The 19,839-nt window shown below is 71.1% G+C and carries 23 protein-coding genes; 12 read left to right on the plus strand and 11 right to left on the minus strand.

Annotated elements, in window-relative coordinates; all coding sequences use genetic code 11:
• Positions 1-84 precede the first annotated feature (84 nt).
• A complete protein-coding gene (locus tag EAH86_RS14660) occupies positions 85-1,281 on the minus strand; it encodes an acetoin utilization protein AcuC (protein WP_140742064.1) in 1,197 nt (398 codons plus the stop codon).
• 88 nt (positions 1,282-1,369) lie between these two features.
• Between EAH86_RS14660 and EAH86_RS14665 the strand changes: the two genes are divergently transcribed.
• The gene (locus EAH86_RS14665; RefSeq protein WP_140742066.1) at positions 1,370-2,053 is read left to right on the plus strand and encodes a potassium channel family protein; all 684 of its coding nucleotides are present in this window, start codon (positions 1,370-1,372) and stop codon (positions 2,051-2,053) included.
• Between the two features lie 73 nt (positions 2,054-2,126).
• Here EAH86_RS14665 and EAH86_RS14670 read toward each other — a convergent pair whose 3' ends face one another.
• From EAH86_RS14670 to EAH86_RS14715, 10 genes are all read right to left on the minus strand, one after another.
• Complete coding sequence (locus tag EAH86_RS14670; RefSeq protein ID WP_140742068.1) at positions 2,127-2,663, minus strand: GNAT family N-acetyltransferase; 537 nt, start codon at positions 2,661-2,663, stop codon at positions 2,127-2,129.
• 54 nt (positions 2,664-2,717) lie between these two features.
• Positions 2,718-3,281 carry a GNAT family N-acetyltransferase gene (locus tag EAH86_RS14675; RefSeq protein ID WP_140742070.1) on the minus strand — a complete coding sequence of 188 codons (564 nt, stop codon included), beginning with the start codon at positions 3,279-3,281 and terminating at the stop codon, positions 2,718-2,720.
• Positions 3,274-4,080, minus strand: a complete 807-nt coding sequence (gene proC, locus EAH86_RS14680) for a pyrroline-5-carboxylate reductase (protein WP_140742072.1) — start codon at positions 4,078-4,080, stop codon at positions 3,274-3,276. The genes EAH86_RS14675 and proC overlap by 8 nt, the downstream gene beginning before the upstream one ends.
• A 125-nt stretch (positions 4,081-4,205) precedes the next feature.
• A complete protein-coding gene (locus EAH86_RS14685; RefSeq protein WP_206665843.1) occupies positions 4,206-4,667 on the minus strand; it encodes a MarR family winged helix-turn-helix transcriptional regulator in 462 nt (153 codons plus the stop codon).
• Between the two features lie 77 nt (positions 4,668-4,744).
• Positions 4,745-5,695: a proline dehydrogenase family protein gene (locus EAH86_RS14690; protein WP_206665844.1), complete on the minus strand. Its 951-nt coding sequence runs from the start codon at positions 5,693-5,695 to the stop codon at positions 4,745-4,747.
• Between the two features lie 134 nt (positions 5,696-5,829).
• On the minus strand, positions 5,830-6,564 hold the full coding sequence (locus EAH86_RS14695; protein ID WP_140742074.1) for an ABC transporter permease: 735 nt from the start codon (positions 6,562-6,564) through the stop codon (positions 5,830-5,832).
• Positions 6,561-7,286 (minus strand): ABC transporter ATP-binding protein, encoded by a 726-nt coding sequence (locus EAH86_RS14700; RefSeq protein ID WP_140742076.1) that lies wholly within the window; start codon positions 7,284-7,286, stop codon positions 6,561-6,563. Before EAH86_RS14700 ends, EAH86_RS14695 begins: the two co-directional genes overlap by 4 nt.
• 86 nt (positions 7,287-7,372) lie before the next feature.
• Positions 7,373-7,966, minus strand: coding sequence for a TetR family transcriptional regulator (locus EAH86_RS14705; protein ID WP_140742078.1), 594 nt, complete (start codon positions 7,964-7,966; stop codon positions 7,373-7,375).
• Positions 7,963-8,778: a sugar phosphate isomerase/epimerase family protein gene (locus EAH86_RS14710; protein WP_140742080.1), complete on the minus strand. Its 816-nt coding sequence runs from the start codon at positions 8,776-8,778 to the stop codon at positions 7,963-7,965. Before EAH86_RS14710 ends, EAH86_RS14705 begins: the two co-directional genes overlap by 4 nt.
• Before the next feature lie 23 nt (positions 8,779-8,801).
• Positions 8,802-9,728 carry a Ppx/GppA phosphatase family protein gene (locus EAH86_RS14715; RefSeq protein ID WP_140742082.1) on the minus strand — a complete coding sequence of 309 codons (927 nt, stop codon included), beginning with the start codon at positions 9,726-9,728 and terminating at the stop codon, positions 8,802-8,804.
• A 118-nt stretch (positions 9,729-9,846) separates the two neighbouring features.
• On the opposite strand from EAH86_RS14715, the gene EAH86_RS14720 reads away from it, so the two are divergent.
• From EAH86_RS14720 to EAH86_RS14770, 11 genes are all read left to right on the plus strand, one after another.
• Complete coding sequence (locus tag EAH86_RS14720; protein ID WP_140742084.1) at positions 9,847-10,368, plus strand: hypothetical protein; 522 nt, start codon at positions 9,847-9,849, stop codon at positions 10,366-10,368.
• A gap of 3 nt (positions 10,369-10,371) precedes the next feature.
• A complete protein-coding gene (locus tag EAH86_RS14725) occupies positions 10,372-11,040 on the plus strand; it encodes a matrixin family metalloprotease (RefSeq protein WP_140742086.1) in 669 nt (222 codons plus the stop codon).
• An 8-nt stretch (positions 11,041-11,048) separates the two neighbouring features.
• A complete protein-coding gene (locus tag EAH86_RS14730; protein WP_140742088.1) occupies positions 11,049-12,095 on the plus strand; it encodes a HEAT repeat domain-containing protein in 1,047 nt (348 codons plus the stop codon).
• A gap of 50 nt (positions 12,096-12,145) precedes the next feature.
• Positions 12,146-12,688: a hypothetical protein gene (locus tag EAH86_RS14735; protein WP_140742090.1), complete on the plus strand. Its 543-nt coding sequence runs from the start codon at positions 12,146-12,148 to the stop codon at positions 12,686-12,688.
• Between the two features lie 31 nt (positions 12,689-12,719).
• The gene (locus EAH86_RS14740) at positions 12,720-13,520 is read left to right on the plus strand and encodes a hypothetical protein (RefSeq protein WP_140742092.1); all 801 of its coding nucleotides are present in this window, start codon (positions 12,720-12,722) and stop codon (positions 13,518-13,520) included.
• The gene (locus EAH86_RS14745) at positions 13,517-14,227 is read left to right on the plus strand and encodes a class I SAM-dependent methyltransferase (RefSeq protein WP_140742094.1); all 711 of its coding nucleotides are present in this window, start codon (positions 13,517-13,519) and stop codon (positions 14,225-14,227) included. Before EAH86_RS14740 ends, EAH86_RS14745 begins: the two co-directional genes overlap by 4 nt.
• A 126-nt stretch (positions 14,228-14,353) precedes the next feature.
• The gene (locus EAH86_RS14750) at positions 14,354-14,782 is read left to right on the plus strand and encodes an SRPBCC family protein (RefSeq protein ID WP_140742096.1); all 429 of its coding nucleotides are present in this window, start codon (positions 14,354-14,356) and stop codon (positions 14,780-14,782) included.
• A 70-nt stretch (positions 14,783-14,852) separates the two neighbouring features.
• On the plus strand, positions 14,853-16,238 hold the full coding sequence (radA, locus tag EAH86_RS14755) for a DNA repair protein RadA (RefSeq protein ID WP_140742098.1): 1,386 nt from the start codon (positions 14,853-14,855) through the stop codon (positions 16,236-16,238).
• Between the two features lie 43 nt (positions 16,239-16,281).
• On the plus strand, positions 16,282-17,358 hold the full coding sequence (gene disA, locus EAH86_RS14760) for a DNA integrity scanning diadenylate cyclase DisA (RefSeq protein ID WP_140742100.1): 1,077 nt from the start codon (positions 16,282-16,284) through the stop codon (positions 17,356-17,358).
• Entirely contained in the window at positions 17,355-18,257 is a 903-nt protein-coding gene (locus tag EAH86_RS14765; protein ID WP_241668386.1) for an A/G-specific adenine glycosylase, read from the plus strand. The genes disA and EAH86_RS14765 overlap by 4 nt, the downstream gene beginning before the upstream one ends.
• A gap of 1 nt (position 18,258) precedes the next feature.
• Positions 18,259-19,839 (plus strand): MFS transporter, encoded by a 1,581-nt coding sequence (locus EAH86_RS14770; RefSeq protein ID WP_140742102.1) that lies wholly within the window; start codon positions 18,259-18,261, stop codon positions 19,837-19,839.

The raw sequence follows: 19,839 nt of genomic DNA on the forward strand, positions 1-19,839 counted from the left end.
GGGAAGCCAACGGGGAAAACTCTTTGGACTTGTCCAGTCGACACGCCGCAACTCCTTGACGAATCACAGCGGTGTCACTTGCCTTCAGTCGAACCAGACGTCCAGTCCGTGCAGCCCGAAGACCGCCTCGCGGGTCGCCATGATGGCCCGGTCGACGTCGTCGTGGGGGTTGTAACCCATCTCCCAGGGCTGGTGCCAGATCGGACCTGCCGCGGGGTCGAGCTCGCCCATCCGGCGCGGACCCTCGCGGCCGATCGCCTCGCGCACGTGCTCCAGCCAGTCCTGCGGCACCTGCTGGGTCAGCGGGATCGGCCGGTGCGCGGCGATGGCCGTCAGGTGCGTCCAGGTCCTCGGCACCACCTGGACCAGCTCGTAGCCGCCGCCGCCCAGCGCCACCCACCTGCCGTCGCACACCTCGTGGGAGAGCCGGTGCAGTGAGTCGGCAGCCATCCGCTGGGCGTCCACCGACATGGCCAGATGGGCCAGCGGGTCCTGCGCGTGGGTGTCGCACCCGTGCTGGGTGACAAGGACGTCCGGCTTGAAGGCCCGCACCAGGGGCAGGGCCGTGGCATGCAGCGCCCGCAGCCAGGCCGAGTCCCCCGTGCCGGGTGGCAACGCGACGTTGACCGCCTCACCCTGCGCCTTCGGGCCGCCGATGTCACCGGCGAAACCGGTGCCGGGAAACAGCGCCCGACCGGACTCGTGCACGGAGATGGTCAGCACCCGCGGGTCGTCCCAGAAGATGCGCTCCACGCCGTCCCCGTGGTGCACGTCGATGTCGACGTAGGCGACGCGCCGGGCACCGTGGTCGAGCAGCCACTGGATGCCCACGGCGATGTCGTTGTAGATGCAGAAGCCAGCAGCGTTGCCCGCCATCGCGTGGTGCAGCCCGCCGCAGAAGTTCACCCCGTGCTGGGTGCGTCCCTCCCAGACGTCGGCGCACACCTGTCGGGTGCCCTCGACCACGCGCGCACTCGCGTCGTGCATCCCGAGGAAGGCCGGGTCGTCGTCGGTGCCGAGCCCGTATGCCGTGTCGGCGGACTCGGGCTGCAACGACGCCGCCTTCACCGCTGCGACGTAGTCGGCCGTGTGCACCGTGGCCAGCAGCTCGTCCGTCGCGACCTCCGGCGAGAAGACCTCCACGTCCTCGGGGTCGAACACGCCGAGCGCGTCGCACAGTCGGGCCGTGAGGTCGAGGCGGACCGGGTTCATGGGATGACCCGGTCCGAAGTTGTAGGCGGTGAAGCCGGGATCCCAGACCACCCGCAGCTGTGAGGGCATGGGGCCGACGCTACCCGGCCGCGGCTGATCGCGGACAGCACGGTCCCACCTGCAGGACGCGCTAGCGTGGGGAGTTCTCCCATCCCCGATGCCGTGGAGGACCGCAGTGGCGAAGAAGCTCTACGAGGACGACGTCCTCGTCATCGGCCTCGGTCGGTTCGGCGGAGCCGTCGCGATCGAGCTGCAGCGGCTTGGACACCACGTCGTGGCTGTCGAGCGCGACCCACAGCTCGCCGAGTCGTTCCTCGGCAAGGTGACCCGCATCGTCCAGGCCGACGCGGCCCAGCCCCAGTCGGTCGCCAACCTCAAGGCGCGCAGCTTCCAGATCGCCGTCGTCGGCATCGGGTCCTCCGTAGAGGCGTCCGTGCTGTGCGCGATGAACCTGGTCGACGCAGCGATCCCCACGATCTGGGCCAAGGCGCTCTCGCCCGAGCACGCCCGGATCCTGTCGCGCATCGGCGTCCACCACGTCATCTCCCCGGAGGTCGACAGCGGACGACGGGTCGCCCACCTGCTCAACGGCAAGCTGATGGACTACATAGAGTTCGACGACGGGTTCGCGATCGTCAAGATGAAGCCGCCGCAGGAGGCCATCGGTTTCACCTTGCAGCAGAGCGCGATTCGCAGCAAGTACGGCGTGACCGTGGTGGGCGTCAAGGCACCGGGAAGCGACTTCACGTATGCCGTGCCCGAGACCAAGGTGACCGCCCACGACACTCTGATCGTCAGTGGCCCGACCGACCTGCTCGACCGCCTCGCCTCACGCCCGTAGCTCCTGACTGGGGCTCTTGCCCGTGGCTCGTGCCAGTAGCGCGTCCCCGGACCTGAACCTGGAGGAGCTCCGCCTAGAGCGGGGGGACGCCCCGGTCCTCACCGAGGGGCAGGACCATCGCGACCTCGTCCTCGTCGTCGTCCTCACCCTTGACGCGCATCGGTCGGCGGCTGTCTGTGGGCCGGAAGCCGAAGCCGCTGGCGAATGCCACCGCGCGACCGTTGTCGGCGCCGACCCAGTAGGCCAGGTGGCTGCGCCCCTGCCGACGGGCGGCGTCCGCCCCGGCCTGGACCAGCTGGGACGCGACACCGGTGCCGCGGGCGGCAGGTGCCACCCAGAGGCCGAACAGCTCGGCGACCCTCTCGTTGTCCTTCTCGCCGTCCTGTCGGGCCTGACCGATGCTGGCGACACCGACCGGCGCACCGTCCTGCTCGGCGATCAGTCGCTGCGACCGGCGCATCCGGTCCCGCCAGAGGTCCTCCTCGAAGCCGCGTTCCTCGTCGGCCGTGGCCACGAACGCGTCCGGCGATTCCTCCAGCGCGTTGAGGCGAACCGATCGGTACTGCTCCCACTCGTTCTCACCCAGGGCCCGCACGGTGATGTCGCTCATGTCCCCCACTCTCGCACGATCCACAGGGGTTGGGTCAGGTGGAATGCTGAGTGTTCACCCAGAGCCGGCTGCCAGATCCCTGAGCAGGTACTCCATCTCGAACTCGCGCACCTGGGGCTGGTGCGGCAGCTCCCCGGTCCTTCCGGTGCGGGTGAACCCGGCGCGCTCGTAGAACCCGATGGCCCGGCTGTTGTCGTCGGCGACGTCGAGCGTGACGCGACGCAGACCCGTCTGGCGGGCGTGGTCCAGCAGCGTCTCGACGAGCCGGTCCGCGACGCCCCGACCGCGCGCGTGGGAGGCCACCCACATCGCCACCAGGTGCGCCTCACCCTCGGGCTGGTCGGGTGCGTGGTACAGCGTGACGGCTCCGACAGGCTGGTCGACCTCGAAAGCCAGCCACCCCGCACTGTCCTTCATCCGCTCGACCCACAGCTCGTCAGGGAAGGCGACCTCGCGGACGAAGGTGCTGCCGTAGGCGCGCGGCGTGTCCAGCAGCATCGCCAGCCGCACGCCCCGCTGGACCTTCCACAACGACGGCTCCAGGCGGCACACCGTCAACGAGGGCGGTGCCAGCGGGGCCTCGGTGTCGTCCCGCTCAGTCAGCTCCCGCTCAGTCATTGCCCGAAGCCAGCTCGTGCGAGCGGTTGGCGGCGGCCTCCATGGCGGTGATGAAGGCAGCTCGCACCTTGTGGTCGTCGAGCTGGCGGAGCGCGGCGGCGGTCGTGCCGCCCGGCGAGGTGACCTGCTCGCGCAGCACGGTGGGGTGCTGGCCGGTCTCGCGCATCATCGTCGCCGCGCCGAACAGCGTCTGGACGACGAGCTCGGTGGCCGTCGGTCGGGGCAGGCCGAGCACCACGCCCGCCTCGATCATCGCCTCGACGACGTAGAAGATGTAGGCGGGGCCGCTGCCGCTGATGGCGGTGACGGCGTCCTGGTGCTTCTCGGCGACCTGGACCACCCGACCGCACGACCGCAGCAGCTCGGCGGCCTCCTCCAGGTGTGCAGGGTCAGCGCTGCGGCCCGGGCTCACGGCCGCCATCCCCTGGTCGACGAGGGCAGGGGTGTTGGGCATGACCCGAACGACGGCGACGCCCTCCGGCAGCCGGCTCTCGAGGTAGTGGGTGGGGATCCCCGCGGCCAGGCTGACGACGAGGTTGCCCGGCGAGACGTGCTCCCGGATCTCCTCGACGAGGCCGCCCATGTCCTGGGGCTTGACCACCAGAACCAAGGTGTCGGCAGCTTCCGCCGCCTCGATGTTGGACATGGCCCGCACGCCGTAGCGCTGGGCCAGGTCGTCCGCGCGGTCCGGCCGACGAGCCGTCACGATGAGGTCGTCGGCGCTGCGGCCCGACCGGATCAGCCCGGAGAGCAGCGTCTCGCCCATCACACCGGCACCGAGGATTGCGACAGTTCCCATGGCGGCAGTCTTCCAGTCACGGCCGGATCGGTGCGCGGCATATCCGCACCTCTGGCCACCCATGGCGGGTCCGGACCCCGAATCCGGGCCTTGATCCGGCACCCGTGGCCAGGAGTGGAAGGCGTTCAGTCGCCGAAGTGCGGGTCGCCCGACGACTCCACGAGCGCCCCGAGCACCGCCCGGGTCGTGGCGACCTGCTCGGCGCCCACGGCTCGGGCCAACCTCTGGTCGACGGCTCGGATCGCCGTCTGCGTCTCCTTGGCCGCCGCGCGGCCCTGGTCGGTGAGGGTGACCGTGACCCGGCGTCGATCGTCGGGGTCGGGTGCCCGCTCGAGGTACCCCCTGGACACCAGGGCATCGACGAGCTGGCTGGCCGCCTGCTTGGTCGTCCCCAGCCCGGCCACCGCGTCAGCGAGCGTGCTGCCGTGGTTGGCCACGGCCCCGAGGACGAATGTCCCACGACGCGGCATGTCGTCGAAACCACTGTCCCGCAACGCACTGCGGATCTGGCTGCCGTAGACGCCGCGAGCTGCGCCCAGTAGCGCGGGCATCACGACGTCTTGGTGCCATGGTTGGTCGTCGGCCATGGCCTCACGCTGCGACCGCTCATGACAGTAGTCAATGTCCTTGACTGTCACGAAGGACGACCAATTGGTCGTGGTGCCTAGCCCTTGGAGGCCAGTCCCCGCAGGAAGAACATCGCGTTGGCGGGACGCTCGGCCATCCGGCGCATGAGGTAGCCGTACCACTCCTCGCCATAGGGGATGTAGACCCGCATCTGGTTGCCCCGGTCGGCGATCCGCTTCTGCTCCTCGGGACGGATGCCGTAAAGCATCTGGTACTCGAAGCTGTCAGCGTCACGGTTGTGGTGCGCGGCGAGCGCGCCGGCGATCTCGACCAGGCGCGGGTCGTGGCTGGCCACCATCGGGTAGCCGGCACCTGCCATCAGGATCTTCAGACAGCGGACATAGCTCTGGTCGACGTCCGAGCTGCTCTGGAAGGCAACGGATTCCGGCTCCTTGTAGGCGCCCTTGCACAGCCGCACGCGGCTTCCCTCGTGCGCGAGGTCGCGACAGTCGGCCTCACTCCGGTGCAGGTAGGACTGGATCACCGCACCGACCCACGGGAAGTCCTGGCGCAGCTCGCGCAGCGACTCCAGGGTCGCGTCCGTCGTGGTGTGGTCCTCCATGTCGAGCGTGACGGTGGTCCCGGCATTCGCCGCCGCCTGGCAGATCTCGCGGGCGTGGTCGAGCGCGATCTTGTGGCCGTCGCCGGGCAGGTACTGACCCAGGGCGGACAGCTTGAGACTGACCTCCCCCATGCCGTGCTGCGACAGGTCGGCGTCCGCGAGCGCCTTGAGCAGCTCGATGTAGTGGTCCCGGGTGCGGATCGCCTGGGTGAGGTCGGCGGTGTCCTCGCCGAGGTAGTCGATCGTGGCGAACCGGTTGGTGGTTCGGAGCTCGGCCGTGGCACTGACGGCGTCCTCGGTGCGGTCGCCAGGGACGAACCGCCTGACCACGCTGCGGCTCACCGGCGCCTTCTCGATCGTCTGTCGCACAGCGCCGCTCTTGGAGAGCTGGAGCAGGCTGTTGCGCAGCAGGTCACTGGCGTCCACGGGAGTCCTTCCGACCGGTGGCCGCGGAGATCGCGACCGGCGACAAGGCTAACGGCCAACCAGCAGGTATGCCGCGCGGCCTCACCTCCCAGCCGCCCGGCCCGGCCGGCCCCTCTCCACCTGCGCAGAACCGGTCAGGCGGTCCGGCGGCGCAGGGTGAGGCTGCCGAGGACCAGGGCCACGAGGACCCAGAGGCCGATCACCGCCGCGTCACCGGCGACGTCGGCGCCGGGGCTGGCACTGGTGGTCACCGACTTCATGGCGTCCACGGCATACGACAGGGGAAGCACGTCGGAGACCCAGTGCAGCACGTCCGGCAGCCGGTCACGCGCCACGAGCAGGCCGCACAGCAGGAACTGGGGCAGCACGAAGGCCGGCATGAACTGCACCGCCTGGAACTCGGTGCGCGCGAACCCGCTCGCGAGCAGGCCGAGGGCCGTCCCGAGCAACGCGTCGAGCACGGCCACCGCGACCAGCTGCCACAACGGACCTGCGACGTCGAGGCCGCAGACATAGACCGCGAAGCCGGTCGCGATGAGGGCCTGCAGTACCGCCATCACCCCGAAGGCGAGGGCGTAGCCGAGCATGAAGTCGCCCTTGCCCATCGGCGTCGTGAGCAGCCGCTCGAGGGTCCCCGAGGTCCGCTCGCGCAGCGTCGCGACGCTCGTGACGATGAACATGACGACGAACGGGAAGACGCCCAGCAGGGCGGCGCCGATCCCGTCGAAGACCGGGGTGTCGTTGAAGATCCAGGCCAGCAGCCCGACCAGCACGCAGGGCACGACGAGCATCAGCGCGATGGTGCGGTGGTCGGCTCGCAGCTGGGCCAGCACCCGGCCGGCGGTGAAGAGCGTGCGGTGGGCGTTCATCGGGCGGCCTCCTCGGCGCGGTCGATCAGGGACAGGAAGGCGTGCTCGGCGTCGTCGGTCTCGGTGCGGACGAGCAGCGCGGGCAACGTGTCGTCGGCCAGGATCTGCCCCTCGCGCAGGAGCAGCAGGCGGTCGCAGCGGCTTGCCTCGTCCATCACGTGGCTCGACACCAGGAGTGAACGTCCTTGCGCCGCCAGGCGGTTGAACAGCTCCCAGAGGTCGCGCCGCAGGACCGGGTCGAGACCGACGGTGGGTTCGTCCAGGACCAGCAGCTCGGGGTCGCCGACCAGGGCGGCGGCCAGCGAGACGCGGGAGCGCTGCCCACCGGAGAGGCGACCCACGAGGGAGTCGGCGTGGCTGGTCAGGTCGACCGCCTCGATGGCCTCATCGGTCGCGGACGCCGGGGCGCCGAGGATGTTGGCGAAGTAGCGGACGTTGGCCCGCACCGAGAGGTCGTCGTAGACGCTCGGGCTCTGGGTGACGTAGCCGATCCGCCGCCGCAGCGACGGCGAGCCGGCCGGCTCGCCCAGCACGGTCACCTCGCCCGACTCGACGACCTGCACCCCGACGACCGCTCGGATCAGGGTGGACTTGCCGCTGCCGCTCGGCCCGAGCAGTCCGACGACCTGGCCCGCCGGGACCGAGACGGTCAGGTCGGGCAGCACCTCGCGGCCGCCCCGCACGACGCGGAGGTTCGCGATCTCGATGACGTTTTTCATCATGCGATGAAATATAGCGCCGACCGTCCCCGACGACAAGCCCTGTGGGGTATGCCGCATGGTCGGCCGAGAGGTACGCCGCGGGTGGCCTAGGGGGCCAGGTAGCGCTGGATGGCGGGCCCGACCAGGGCGGCGAGCTCGTCATGGTCGGCGTCCACCACGGCCGGGAACTCGACGATGTAGCGCATCATCGCCAGCCCCACCATGTGGGAGGCGGCCAGGCCGGCGCGCAGCTCGAGGTCCGCAGACTGCTCCCCGTCGGCGGCCAGGGACCGCACCACCCGACCGAAGACCTCCCGCGTCAGGAACTCACGCAGCATCCGGGTGGCCTCGTCGTGGGTGACGGCGGCGCGCATCAGGGCCTGGAAACGTTGCCGTCCGTCGTCCGAGTCCCACACCGCGAGGAAGGTCCTGACCAGCGCCTCACCAACCTGGTCACGAGGCCCCTCGACCACCGCGCTGATCAGCGCCGCCGGGTCCGCCGGGATGTCCATCACGGCCGCGAACAGCTGGGGCTTGCCGCCGAAGTAGTGGTGCACGAGGGCCGGGTCGACCTCGGCCCGTCGGGCGATCCCCCGAAGCGAGGTCCCGTCATAGCCTTGCTCGGCGAAGTCGACCCGCGCCGCCTCGACGATCGCCTGCCGCGTGTCCACTCCCCCGGGCCGGCGTCCCCGGGGACTCATGCGTCGACCGTCGAGGCCGTGGCGAGGTGCAGCCGGGCGAACGCCAGCGACTCGGCGAGGTCCACCTCGCGCTGTTCCGGCGTGTGCTTGCGCGTCACCACCTCGACGACCACCGAACCCGAGAACCGTTGCACCGCAAGCATCTCCAGGAACTCGGCGCAGGGCTGCGTGCCGCGCCCGGGCACGAGGTGCTCGTCCTTGAGCGAGCCCAGCCCGTCCGCGAGGTGGACGTGGCGCAGCCGCGGACCGAGCGCCGCAGCCATCGCCATCGCGTCAGACCCAGCGGTCGAGGTGTGCGACAGGTCGAGCGTGACGTTGTCGTAGGCCTGAGGCACCGGATCCCAGTGCGGCAGGTAGGCCTCGAACTCCCGCTGCCTGGCCCGCCACGGGAACATGTTCTCGACGGCCAGGGCCACCCCGGTCTCGTGCTCGCGCAGGGCCACCCCCTCGACGAACTCGCCGGCGTACTCCTTCTGCCAGCGGAACGGCGGGTGCAGCACCACGGTGGACGCCCCGACCTCCTTGGCCAGGGCGATCGAGTTGTCGACCTTGGTCCACGGGTCAGGTCCCCAGATGCGCTGGGTCAGCAGCAGCGTGGGCGCGTGGACCGAGACGACCGGTATGCCGTGCAGCTGCGAGAGTGCCGTGAGCGCGCCGGCCTCCTGCGAGACGGGGTCGGTCCAGACCATCACCTCGACCGCGTCGTAGCCGAGCCGCGCTGCCCTGGCGAAGGCGGCGGCGCACGTCTCCGGATAGACCGAGGCGGTCGAGAGGGCCACCGTGGCTCCTGGGATCGACACGGCTCCGGCCATGCACCGAGACTACCCAGCGGGTTTCAGCGCATCGCGTCGAGCCTGCTGAGGATGACTCCCTCACGCAGTGCCCACGGGCAGATCTCGAGGCGCTCGAGGCCGAGCAGGTCCATCGCCGCCTCGGCCACGAGCGCCCCGGCGAGCAGCTGGTGGGAGCGGCTGGCCGAGACGCCCGAGAGCCGCTCACGCCGGTGCGCGCTCATCGTGCCGAGGTCGGCCACGAGCGAGGCGAGCGCGACGCGCTCGAGGCTGCGCGCGGCATACGGGCCGTCACTGCTGGGTGCCGCGCCGGTGACGCGGGCCAGCGAACGCATCGTCTTGGAGGTGCCGACGGCACGGTCCGCGGTCCCCGCCTTGGCGAGCGGGCGCATCGCGGCGGCCATCCGCAGGCGAATGGCGCGGCGGGCCTCCCTGACCACGTCCGCCGCCGGCGGGTCACCCGGGAGCAGGTCGCGGGTGAGCCTCCCCGCACCGAGCGGCAGCGAGATGGCCGCATCGGGGTCCTCGTCCATCCCGGCGGCGAGCTCGAGGGACCCGCCCCCGATGTCGACCACGAGCAGGGTGCCGCTCGACCAGCCGAACCAGCGCCGCGCGGCCAAAAAGGTCAGCCGCGCCTCGTCCTCGCCGGAGAGCACCTGGAGGGTCACACCGGTCGCGGCACGCACCCGGGTGAGCACCTCCTCGCCGTTCGGAGCCTCGCGGATGGCGCTGGTGACGAAGGCCATCACCTCCTCGACTCCCTGGTCCTCGGCGACCGTGAGGCACTCTCGGATGAAGCCGGTGAGGGCGGACTCGCCCGACTCGGCGATGTCGCCGCTGTCGGTGACGTGCTCGGACAGCCGCAGCTCGATCTTGTGCGAGGTGGCGGGCAACGGCTGGGCGCCACGGTGCGCGTCGACCACGAGCAGGTGGACCGTGTTGGAGCCGACGTCGATCACTCCGAGGCGCATGGCTGCACGCTATCGGCAGCCGGGGGTCCCGCCGACGTATCACCACCCGTGCCGGCGCCTCCTTCTCCTCGGGGGCGGGGCCGACCGGGCACCGTCGATCACGGGGGGAACAACAACCATGGATGCAGACCTGCGTCTGGACGGGAACACCACGACGGCCCAAGGGGACGTCTTCAAGACGACCGCAGCCGATGTCGTCATCGATGCGCCGAGCCGTCGCTCCAGCGGCGCCGGGCAGCGTCGCGCCATCGTGCACGACTTCCGCGACGGCATGACGCTCAACTGGGCCTCGGACTACCCGGGTGGCGTGACCATCGAGGGCTTCCGGCTGACCTGTCACCAGGCCGACGTCGCGCTCGACTACGCACCGCGGCGCAAGAGCTCCACGCCGTGGCGGCGCGCACTCGTGCACGACTTCGACGACGGCCTCACGATCAACTGGGCGCACGACTACCCGGGCGGCGTCACCATCAACGGCCCGCTGAAGATCAACGGCGCCGTGACGATCAACGGGACGCTCAACGTCAAGAGTCCGTTCGGCCACCTCACCCTCGAGGACACGCTGGTCCGCTACAGCGACCTCATCAAGAACCTCGAGGCCAAGGTCAAGAAGCTCGAAGCCAGGAAGGTCGAGGGCTGACCCGTGGCCAGTCTTCGCCAGCGCGCTGCCTGCATCGGCATCGCGACGTCGCCGCTGTCGGTGCGACGTGACTTCATGGGGCAGCTGACCAACTCGGTCCCCGTGTCGCTCAAAACCCAGCTGGACCGACTCGGGAGCAAGTTCGTGCACGTCAACTGCATCCAGGTCGGCTCCGACCAGTTCACCTTCAACGACGCGGTGGAGATCGACCGCGCCGTCGCCAAGACCAGGGACCTGTATGCCGGGGCCGGGAGGTCCATGGGCGTCGGCCGGATCCAGCACTTCGGCATCTCGACCGCCGATGCCCACGGGCGGGACGTCATCAACTCCGACGGCGAGGCCGAGACCCTGACCGACGAGTGGACCGTGCCGAACGACGCGCTCGACCTGTTCTTCGTCCGAATGTACGTCACGGCCACCGCGGGCCTGTCCCGGGTCGACGGTCCGTGTGACAAGAACGCCAAGGGGATGGACGGCAGCGTCGTCGAGATGAATGCGGGCGGCGGGGTCTCCGACTTCGCCACCGCGCACGAGCTGGGCCACTACCTGGGTCTCAGCCACCGGAACGACGCCACGGCGCTGATGAACCCGACGATCCCCAACGGGGGCGTCATCACCACGTCCGAAGCCGACAACATGCGGGACCACTGCCGCATGAAGAACCCCTGCTAGGAGGCGGCATGTCAGTCATCATCGGGTCCCGCAAGGACCGCACCGTGTCGGGGGCCATCGCGGCTCTTGCCGGCAAACCCACCACGCTGACCCCCGGGGCAGCGATCGCCATCCTGGCCGAGGCAGCCGCTACGGCTCCGGACAAGGTGGCCGGCCGCAGGGCCACCACCGCCCTGGCCAAGGTGGTCTCCGACCACGACGAACCGCAGGTGCGGGTCGCCGCGGCCAAGGGACTGGGGCAGGTGCAGTCCTCGACGTCGGTCCGGGCGCTGCGCAAGGCGGCCGACCACGCGCAGGACGGCCAGCTCGTCGCCGCTGCGTCCGCCGGCCTCAGCAACCTGGGAGTCCGCGCCGACGTCAGGCGGCTCCGGGCTGCGAGCGACCGGGCCGAGTGGCCGCACGCCGGCGTGCAGGCCGCCGCCTCGGCGCGGATGCTCGCCCACCGGGTGGGAGCGGCCGTCGACCCGGCCGACCCCGCGCAGGAGCTCCCGGGCGAGTCTGCCCAGGTGCTGCCGGTGACGGCCCGGCTCAAGACCAGGATCAAGCCGGTCGAGCTGCCCGTCGCGCGCAAGGCAGCGACGGCGGACCTGCCCTGGCGGTCACTGGTGCCGGACGGCGCAGCGGCCGTGGGCGCGTTCAGCTGTGGGGACCGCACGCACGTGGTGCTCGCCGGCAAGGACGCGACGAAGCTCCTGTCCGCGCCAGGCATCGCCGGCACCCTGCTCGGTGTCAACGAGTCGATGGGGACGACGTTCGTCCGCTGGGTGGTGCTGACCCGGCCGGACGGCGACGGCCTGGCGGTCACCGTGACGCGGCCGACCGGCGAGGTCGGCTTCGTCGGACGCGGGACGATCGTCGACGGCGTCCTGTCGGTGACCGTTGATGCGGTCGACACCCCGGGCGCCACCGCCGCGCACGTCACGGTGTCGCTCGCGAAGGGCAAGCTCGAGGTCGACGGCCGCACCGAGAAGGCCATCACGTCGCCGCGTCGGCAGCCGGTGCCGGTGCCCCTGCAGTTCGACGCCTCCGGTCCGGGGGCGGCCCGGGTCGGCTGACGTCACCTCCCGGGAGGCGGTTCGCCGCCTCCCGGGAAAGACTGGGGGGTATGCCGGCTGACACCGACCGCACCCAGCTCACCTCCGGGACCGGGTCTGAGCCCAGGTCGGGGACCGAGCCCGGGTCTGGGACAGAGCCGGGTGGTGGGCGGAGGCCGGTCTGGCCCGCCACGGCGCTCGTGGTGCTGCTGGGCTGGTGCCTGATCGCCTGGACGGTGTTCGCGGCCCTCATCGGCACCGCGCCGTTCTTCGGCGACATTCCGTCCCGGGGCCGCTACGTCGAGGCGGGCATGGTCATGCTCACGGCGCTGATACCGATCGCGATCCTGCTGGTCCTGGGCGGTCTTGCGGGATCCCGCTGGGGTCTGGGGCTGCTGGCCGTGCCTGCCCTGCTGCTGGTGCCGCTCGGCCTCAGCCTGCTCGCCAACGCCGGCGATCCCTCGGACCCGGACCACGGCCGACCGGTCCGGTTCACGGACGCCTTCCAGGACCTGACCCGGCTCAACTGGCTCGCGACCGTGGCTCTCCTCCTCGCGCTGGGACTGGTGCTGTGGCGCCGTCGGCGACAGACCGGCATACGGGCCATGGCCTAGGTGGGGCAACGGGAGACGTAAGGTTGCGGACGTGCCTGAGACCCCGCTCGACACCGCCCGCATCTGGGTGGAGTTCACCGATCCCGCCGACTCGGGACAGCGGTTCCGCTGCGACCTGACCTGGCTGACGTCGAACTGGACCTGCATCTTCGGCAGCGGCTGCCAGGGGATCTACGCGGACCGGCCGGACGACGGCTGCTGCACCCTCGGCGCCCACTTCACCGACGACGACGACATCAAGCGGGTCAAGAAGGTCGTCAAGGACCTCGGTGAGGACGAGTGGCAGATGCACCCCGGCTCGACCAAGCTCTCGGCCTGGACCGAGAAGGAGGACGACGCCCTCAAGACCAAGGTCGTCGACGGCGCCTGCATCTTCCTCAACCGGCCCGGCTTCCCCGCCGGCGCAGGGTGCGCGCTGCACCAGCATGCTGTCCTCACCGGCAAGGAGCCGCACACGGTCAAGCCGGATGTCTGCTGGCAGCTGCCGATCCGCCGCACCTACCGCAAGGTCGAGATGCCGGACGGGTCGAGCTGGCAGGAGGTCTCCATCACCGAGTACGACCGCCGCGGCTGGGGCCCCGGCGGCCACGACCTCGACTGGTACTGCTCGAGCAACCCCGAGGCCCACGTCGGTCGCGAGCCGGTGTTCCGCAGCAACCGCGGCGAGCTGGTCGAGCTGATGGGCGAGGAGGCCTACGGCGAGCTGGAGGTCCGTTGTGAGGCCCACCTCGCGAGCGTGAAGGCGGCACGGAACGCCTACTCCCGCAAGATGTTGCCACTGCTGGTGCACCCGGCGACGCTGGCCGCCCAAGAGGCCCGCAAGACGCGATGAGCCAGCCGCCGGGGCCCCCGCCAGAGCCCACGCGCAGCCCCAACATCTGGGACTCGCCCGACGTCTACGAGGTGGAGAACCTCGGCGTCGACCGGGCGGGTCTCATCGAGGCCACGATGGCGTCGCTGCACCCGTTCGAGGGTGCCGACCTGGTGGACGTCGGCTGCGGGACCGGCTTCCACCTGCCCCGGTTCGCGTCGCTCGGCTGCGCGAGCGTCGTCGGCGTCGAACCGCACCTTCCGCTGGTTTCCCTTGCCGAGCAACGCATCTCAGGTATGCCGCTGGTGCAGGTTCTCGAGGGAGCGGCCCAGGCCCTGCCGCTCGCTGACGGGTCCGTGGACATCGCCCATGCCCGGTGGGCCTACTTCTTCGGCGCCGGCTGCGAACCCGGGCTGGGTGAGCTCGAGCGGGTCCTGCGCCCCGGCGGCACGGCATACGTCATCGACAACGACGCCACCCGCTCGACGTTCGGCAGGTGGTTCACCCGCGCCTACCCCTCCTACGATCCCGTTGCGGTGGAACGGTTCTGGGCCCGACAGGGGTGGTCAAGGGAACGGCTGACGATCGAGTGGACGTTCGACTCGCGAGGCGACTTCGAGTCGGTGGTGCGGATCGAGTTCCCCGAAACCGCAGCCGAAGGGATCCTGGCCGAGCACGAGCGAACCGACGTCGACTACGCGGTGAACCTGTGGTGGCGCCACTTCTGAGGCGCAGGTGGTTCGAGGGGCTCGCGTGGCGCTGACCTGCACCGATTCCGCTGGACAGGTCGGCGTGGGCGGTACAGGGTGGAACGAACCGGACACCCCGGACACCCTTGACCGACAGGAGTCACCATGACCGACCACGTCGCCACTGCCAGCACGACCGTCGATGCCGACCCCGACCGGGTCTGGCAGGCGATGACCGAACCCAAGCTGGTCGCCGAGTACATGATGGGCAGCGAGGTCGCCAGCGACTGGCAGCCGGGTAGCCCCATCACGTGGAGCGGCGAGTGGGAGGGCAAGCCCTACCAGGACAAGGGTGAGGTGCTGCAGGCCGAGCCCGGACGGCTCCTCGAGGTCACCCACTACAGCCCGTTGACCGGGGACGACGACGTGCCCGAGAACTACCACACGCTCCGTTATGAGCTCTCCCCGTCGGGCGACGGGACGGCCGTGAAGCTGACCCAGGACGGCTGCGACAGCGCGAAGCAGGCCGAGGAGTTCTCGCAGAACTGGCAGGGCATGCTCGACGGCCTCAAGAAGGTCGCCGAGGGCCACTGACCTCACGCGCCCTGAGACGACGCGGCCACCGGTCCCCTGACTGTCGGCGCCGCGCCGTAGGTTGTCGTCCATGGCAGCGAAGGCGACAACCAAGTCGAGCGGGTTCCGCTGCTCGGAGTGTGGCTGGACCACCGTCAAGTGGGTCGGGCGGTGCGGGGAGTGCCAGTCCTGGGGCAGCGTCAGCGAGATCGGCGCGGTCACGGTGCGCACCACCGCCGCGGCCAGGGTCGAGCGCCCAGCCCTGCCCATCGGTCAGGTCGATGCCCGCCGTGCCGAGGCCGTCAGCACAGGGGTCGGCGAGTTCGACCGGGTCCTGGGCGGCGGGCTCGTGCCCGGCGCCGTGGTGCTCGTCGCCGGCGAGCCCGGCATCGGCAAGTCCACCCTGTTGCTGGACGTGGCCGCCCGCGCGGCCAGGTCCGGCTCCGGCCGGACCGTTCTCTACGTCACGGGTGAGGAGTCCGCCGCCCAGGTGCGCATGCGGGCGGAGCGGATCGAGGCGATGGCCGCGACCCTGTTCCTCGCCGCCGAGACCGACCTCGCCACCGTGCTCGGCCAGATCGACGCGGTCAAGCCAGACCTGGTCATCGTCGACTCGGTGCAGACCATCTCCAGCGGGGACGTCGAGGGCTCGGCGGGCAACGTCACCCAGGTCCGTGAGGTCGCCGCCTCGCTCATCCAGGTGGCGAAGTCGCGCGGCATCGCGACCCTCCTGGTCGGCCACGTGACCAAGGACGGCTCGATCGCCGGCCCCCGCGTCCTCGAGCACCTCGTCGACGTCGTCGTGCAGTTCGAGGGCGACCGGCACTCCCGGCTGCGGCTGGTGCGGGCGGTCAAGAACCGCTACGGCCCCACCGACGAGGTCGGCTGCTTCGACCTGTCCGACGTGGGCATCGTCGGCCTGCCCGACCCCAGCGGGCTCTTCCTGTCGCGGGGCACCTTGAGCGTGCCCGGCACCTGCGTGACGGTGACCCTCGAGGGTCGTCGGCCACTGATGACCGAGGTGCAGGCGCTCGTCACCAAGAGCGAGATCCCCACCCCACGGCGCGCCACCAGCGGGCTCGACTCGGCCCGGGTCGCGATGATCATCGCCGTGCTGGCCAAACGCGCCCAGGCACCGATCGGCAGCGCCGACGTCTACCTCTCGACCGTCGGCGGGGTGCGGCTCACCGAGCCGGCCTCCGACCTGGCCATCGCCCTCGCGGTGGCGAGCGCGGTCAAGGACCAGCCGTTGCCCGACAACGCCATCGCCTTCGGAGAGCTGGGGCTGGCCGGCGAGATCAGGCCGGTGACCGGCATACCCCGTCGTCTCGCGGAGGCGGGCCGACTGGGGTTCCGGACGGCCTATGTGCCTGCGGGCGTCCTCGGCACCGCTCCCACGCCTGAAGGCATGCAGGTGATCGAGTGCGAGGACATCCGCACCGCGGTGCGCGCGGCACTGCAGCCTGTGCACAGTTAGACTCGCGCCAGACCGAGCCGGCGGCACCAAAGGGGTTTGACAAGTGGATCTTCGCGAGGATGAGGTGCTGCGCGCCACCCTCGCCGCCGTGGCACCCGGCACCGAGCTGCGCGACGGTCTGGAACGCATCCTGCGGGGGCGCACGGGGGCGCTCATCGTGCTCGGCCACGACCGGACCGTGGAGCAGCTGTCCACCGGCGGGTTCCCCCTCGACATCGAGTTCTCCGCCACTCGGCTGCGCGAGCTGGCCAAGATGGACGGTGGCATCGTCCTGGACCGCGACGCCACCCGCATCCTCCGCGCCGCCACGCAGCTGCTCCCCGACCCTTCGATCGAGACGAGCGAGTCCGGCACCCGGCACCGCACAGCGGAACGGGTCGCCAAGCAGACCGGCTACCCCGTCATCTCGGTGAGCCAGTCGATGCGGATCGTCGCCATCTACGTCGACGGACGCCGCCACGTCCTCGAGGACTCCAGCGCCATCCTGTCCCGCGCCAACCAGGCCCTGCAGACCCTCGAGCGCTACAAGTCGCGCCTCGACGAGGTCACCGGCACCCTCTCGGCGCTGGAGATCGAGGACCTGGTCACCGTCCGCGACGTCGCCAGCGTGCTCCAGCGCCTCGAGATGGTGCGCCGCATCCGTGACGAGATCTCCGGCTACGTCGTCGAGCTGGGTGTCGACGGCCGGCTGCTCACCCTCCAGCTGGAGGAGCTGACCGGCGGCCTCGGCAACGACCGCGAGCTCGTCATCCGCGACTACCTGCCGGTCACCAAGACCGACCTGACGCTCGAGGAGGCGATGGCCGCCCTCGAGGAGCTGACGTCCACCGAGCTGCTCGACCTGGCCGCCGGCGCCAAGGCCGTCGGCTTCGCCGTCGGTGGCGACGCCCTCGACTCGGCGGTGAGCCCCTGCGGCTACCGCCTGCTGAGCAAGGTGCCCCGCCTCCCGGGCGCGATCGTCGACCGGCTGGTCGAACACTTCGGCAGCCTGCAGAAGCTGCTGGCCGCCAACCTCGAGGAGCTCATGGATGTCGACGGCGTCGGTGAGGGCCGCGCGCGAGCCGTCCGCGAGGGCCTGTCCCGCCTGGCCGAGTCGAGCATCCTCGAACGCTACGTGTGAGCACAGGAGCCGCTCCCGAACGACTGCACCACCGGGTGCTGGAGTGGTACTCCGTGTCCGCCCGGGACCTGCCCTGGCGCCGAACTGACGCGACCCCGTGGGGCATCTTCGTGTCCGAGATCATGCTGCAGCAGACGCCGGTCGCGCGCGTGGCACCGGTCTGGCACGAGTGGCTGGCGCGGTGGCCGACACCGACCGACCTCGCGGCGGACGCACCCGGTGAGGCCGTCCGCGCCTGGGGCCGGCTGGGGTATCCCCGTCGCGCGTTGCGGCTGCACGCCGCCGCCGTCGCGATGACCGAGCACCAGGCAGGGACCGTTCCGTCGACCGAGACCGAGCTGCTCGCCCTGCCGGGTGTCGGCACCTACACCGCCGCCGCGGTCGCCACCTTCGCCTTCGGCGAGCGGACCACAGTGGTCGACACCAACGTGCGTCGCGTGCTGGCCCGCGTCATCTCAGGCGAGGAGTATGCCGCGCCGTCACCGACGCGGGCCGAGCTCACCGTCGCAGCGGGGCTGGTGCCGCTGGACGCCGTCGAGGCTCGTACGTGGAGCGTGGCCGTCATGGAGCTGGGGGCACTGGTCTGCAGCGCCCGCTCGCCGCGGTGCTCCGAGTGCCCGGTCGCGGACCTCTGCGCCTGGCAGCTCGCCGGCCGACCGTCATACCAGGGTCCGGCCCGCAAGGGCCAGGCGTGGGAGGGCACCGACCGCCAGCTCCGCGGAGCGTTGCTCGCCGTGCTGCGTGCGAGCGACGTCCCGGTGCCGCGCTCGTCGCTCGAGGCGTTGTCCGACAACGAGATCCAGCGTGAACGCTGTCTCGACTCCTTGGTCGCGGACGGGCTGGTCGAGCCGCTGTCCCGGGACCGCTACCAGCTGCCCGCGTCTCGCGAGGCGAGCTGACATGTCGGTCCCACCGGGCGACCAGCACGGCCGCGTCGCCGGCGAGTCCGGGGCTGGCGCGCGTGGGGCTGACGCGCGCCGGCGTGGGCAAGGCCCGCACGGTGACCCTGACCGGGCCGACGAACGCAACCCGGGTGCCGCCTCAGGAGCTGCGGACGGAGGCAGCGCAGGAGCCAGCAGGGGCCGAAAGGCAGCGCACGCACTGCGGATCGGGGCCACCCGCACCGGTCGGGTGGTCGGCCGCGGCACCATCGCCGGGGCAAAGCTGGCCGGACGCGGAAGCAAGGCAGGAGCCCGGCGAGCGCGGGCGTACACGCACTCAGCCGGGGCCGGTGAGAGCGGGCTGGCGCGCCTCGTCGAGCTGCACTTCGTCAACCTGATGGGTGACGCCGCCCTGACCGTGTCGCTGGCCGGGACCATCTTCGCCATCCCCACCGACGAGGCACGCGGCCAGGTGGCCCAGTTCCTCGCCCTCACCATGGCCCCCTTCGCGCTGCTCGCGCCGTTCATCGGGCCGCTGCTCGACCGGTTCCGGCACGGCCGACGGTGGGCCATCGGCACCACCCTGGCGCTGCGGGCCTTCCTCTGCTGGGTGCTGGCGGGAGCGGTCGCCGACGACTCGCCGTGGCTGTTCCCCGCTGCCCTGGGGTGCCTGGTCGCCTCGAAGGCCTACGGCGTGACGCGAGCCTCCGCAGTGCCGCGACTGCTGCCCCCGGGCTTCAGCCTGGTCAACGCCAACTCGCGCAACGCCCTGGCCGGAGTGGCCGGCATGGCAGTCGGGGGTGGGCTGGCCGGTGGCGCCGCCCGCATCGGACCCGAGTGGTCCCTGCGCCTGGCCTTCGTCATCTACGTGGCGGGCACGGTGCTGGCCATCCGGCTGCCGTCGCGGGTCGACTCCAGCATCGGAGAGCAGGACATCGAGGACACCGGGCCGTTGCCCGTCGGCGAGCCCGATGGACGCAAGCTCGGCCTGTTCCAGCGGTTGCGGGCGCGGGTGGCCGCTCTGCCCGTCCCCGTGCTGACCGCGCTGTGCTGCGCCGTGGGCGCCCGGCTGCTCACCGGCTTCCTCACCCTCTTCATGGCCTTCCTGATGCGTGAGCACCCCCTGCCCGGGCACGGGGGGACGTTCGTGCTGGCGCTGGTCGTCGGCGCTGCGGGCACCGGGAACGCCCTGGGCACGGTCATCGGCAACGCCCTGAGCAGACTGCGACCCGACCTGATCATCGCCGTGGCCCTGATCGCCGACGTCGCCGCCGCCCTCGCCGCGGCGCTCTTCTACTCGCTGACCACGCTGCTCGTCCTCGGACTCGTCGCGGGGCTCGGAGCGCAGCTGATCAAGCTGAGCAGCGACGCTGTCGTCCAGCGCGACATCGAGGAGTCGGTCCGGACCCGGGTGTTCGCCTGGTCCGAGACGGTCCTGCAGATCGCGTGGGTCATCGGCGGTGGCATCGGCATCGCCTTGCCGCTGGTCCCCCAGCTCGGGTTCGGGGTGATCTCCGGTCTGCTGCTGCTCGTCCTCGCCGCGTCGGTGCGGATCAGGATGAGCCGGCACCACCCGGCCCACCCGGCCCAGCCGGCCTGA

Origin of the sequence: Pedococcus bigeumensis, from assembly GCF_006438965.1 — a bacterium.
GTDB lineage: Bacteria > Actinomycetota > Actinomycetes > Actinomycetales > Dermatophilaceae > Pedococcus > Pedococcus bigeumensis_A.

Coding starts and splice junctions, on each gene's coding strand:
- EAH86_RS14660 (WP_140742064.1), bottom strand. CDS start 1,281: ATGCCCTCACAGCTGCGGGTGGTCTGGGATCCCGGCTTCACCGCCTAC.
- EAH86_RS14665 (WP_140742066.1), top strand. CDS start 1,370: ATGCCGTGGAGGACCGCAGTGGCGAAGAAGCTCTACGAGGACGACGTC.
- EAH86_RS14670 (WP_140742068.1), bottom strand. CDS start 2,663: ATGAGCGACATCACCGTGCGGGCCCTGGGTGAGAACGAGTGGGAGCAG.
- EAH86_RS14675 (WP_140742070.1), bottom strand. CDS start 3,281: ATGACTGAGCGGGAGCTGACTGAGCGGGACGACACCGAGGCCCCGCTG.
- proC (WP_140742072.1), bottom strand. CDS start 4,080: ATGGGAACTGTCGCAATCCTCGGTGCCGGTGTGATGGGCGAGACGCTG.
- EAH86_RS14685 (WP_206665843.1), bottom strand. CDS start 4,667: ATGGCCGACGACCAACCATGGCACCAAGACGTCGTGATGCCCGCGCTA.
- EAH86_RS14695 (WP_140742074.1), bottom strand. CDS start 6,564: ATGAACGCCCACCGCACGCTCTTCACCGCCGGCCGGGTGCTGGCCCAG.
- EAH86_RS14700 (WP_140742076.1), bottom strand. CDS start 7,286: ATGATGAAAAACGTCATCGAGATCGCGAACCTCCGCGTCGTGCGGGGC.
- EAH86_RS14705 (WP_140742078.1), bottom strand. CDS start 7,966: ATGAGTCCCCGGGGACGCCGGCCCGGGGGAGTGGACACGCGGCAGGCG.
- EAH86_RS14710 (WP_140742080.1), bottom strand. CDS start 8,778: ATGGCCGGAGCCGTGTCGATCCCAGGAGCCACGGTGGCCCTCTCGACC.
- EAH86_RS14715 (WP_140742082.1), bottom strand. CDS start 9,728: ATGCGCCTCGGAGTGATCGACGTCGGCTCCAACACGGTCCACCTGCTC.
- EAH86_RS14720 (WP_140742084.1), top strand. CDS start 9,847: ATGGATGCAGACCTGCGTCTGGACGGGAACACCACGACGGCCCAAGGG.
- EAH86_RS14730 (WP_140742088.1), top strand. CDS start 11,049: ATGTCAGTCATCATCGGGTCCCGCAAGGACCGCACCGTGTCGGGGGCC.
- EAH86_RS14735 (WP_140742090.1), top strand. CDS start 12,146: ATGCCGGCTGACACCGACCGCACCCAGCTCACCTCCGGGACCGGGTCT.
- EAH86_RS14745 (WP_140742094.1), top strand. CDS start 13,517: ATGAGCCAGCCGCCGGGGCCCCCGCCAGAGCCCACGCGCAGCCCCAAC.
- EAH86_RS14750 (WP_140742096.1), top strand. CDS start 14,354: ATGACCGACCACGTCGCCACTGCCAGCACGACCGTCGATGCCGACCCC.
- radA (WP_140742098.1), top strand. CDS start 14,853: ATGGCAGCGAAGGCGACAACCAAGTCGAGCGGGTTCCGCTGCTCGGAG.
- EAH86_RS14770 (WP_140742102.1), top strand. CDS start 18,259: ATGTCGGTCCCACCGGGCGACCAGCACGGCCGCGTCGCCGGCGAGTCC.